Here is a 1,250-nt window from a genome sequence, read left to right on the forward strand (position 1 = left end):
TGAGTAACGACACCTAAGAGAGCGTTATTCGCGAAAAACTCCACTTGCGTAACCATGCCATCTGAGTCGCTTGCGTTGGCTGCGATTTCGTTGTTGCTGCCTGCGAGCACGACTTGCCCATCAGTTGGGGCGGTAATGGTAACTTGAGGTGGTGTTGAGCACGCTCCTAGGCCAGTCCAAGCGTCTTTCCAGTACAGGCCTTCACCTGGCTCGTAGGCCCATGTTGCATCGGACGAACACCAACCCGCAACGTCACAACGATATTTTTGGTTAAGGTTAGATACCAGAGCACCTACTTCATAACGCGTGCCAGCAACGTAAGGTAGAGCATCAGCACACCCACCATTGCCTGTTTCTGAATTCGCGACGACCAGCGCCACTTCTTGACTCGTGGTAGAGAGATTAGAGTCATCTGTTGCTTGAGCTTTAAATGAGTGTGTGCCAACACTCGCTGTCCATTGGTATTCGTAAGGTGCACTGGTATCAATGGCGACGGATTGGTTGTTAACAAAGAATTCAACTTGAGTAACTACGCCATCAAAGTCATCAGCTTGAGCAGTAACGGTTAGGATATCCCCCACACTCAGTGTGTCCGTACCTGTTGGGCTAGTGAGAGTAATGCTAGGTGGCGGCAGCTCTACTTGAGGCTGAACGACGATAGCAACCGTTGTGGAGGTTACTGCGCCTTCATTGTCTGTCGCAATCGCGGTGAGTTGAGAAACGCCTTGGGCTGCAGTCCAAGATGCCTCAAATGGCGCTTGGGCGACGATAGCAACGGTTTGGTCACCCGCTAAAAACTCCACTTGTGTGACCTGTCCGTCCTCGTCGGACGCATCGGCTAACAGAGTAATGGCGCTGCCTTCAGGAATTTGCGCGTTGTTCGTTGGAGAAGAGAAGGACACCGTTGGCGACAGATTACTGTTTCCTCCATCACATTGACCTAATGCCTTCCACGCTTCCCATGAGCCTGAGTTGGTGACGGGGTCGTTACCTTGTGTCCAATAAGCGGCCTCATAGGCGGCACCTTGAGTTTTCACTTGAGTGCCTGAGGTGTAGGTTGCAGTGCTATCCCAATCAGTCAGGCTTTGACAGTTGTAGGCTTGAGCTTGATAGCTAACACTGAGTGCAGCGACCACCGCTCCGTGAAGTAGAGTGACCTTCATTTTCCTCTCCTTGAGTCATGGATATAAATGAGAACAGAGTAATAACTAGCTGATAAATAGACATAAGGGTGAAAAAGCGAAGAACAA

At 50.5% G+C, this 1,250-nt stretch carries 1 protein-coding gene; it reads right to left on the reverse strand.

Features of this window, described 5'->3' with window-relative positions; genetic code table 11:
• The coding region (locus tag R7F07_RS25020; RefSeq protein WP_318110641.1) for an Ig-like domain-containing protein at nt 1-1,163 on the reverse strand (1,163 nt) is incomplete at its 3' end.
• Nucleotides 1,164-1,250: the final 87 nt, after the last annotated feature.

Origin of the sequence: Vibrio sp. YT-16 (assembly GCF_033337405.1) — a bacterium.
Taxonomy (GTDB): domain Bacteria; phylum Pseudomonadota; class Gammaproteobacteria; order Enterobacterales; family Vibrionaceae; genus Vibrio; species Vibrio alginolyticus.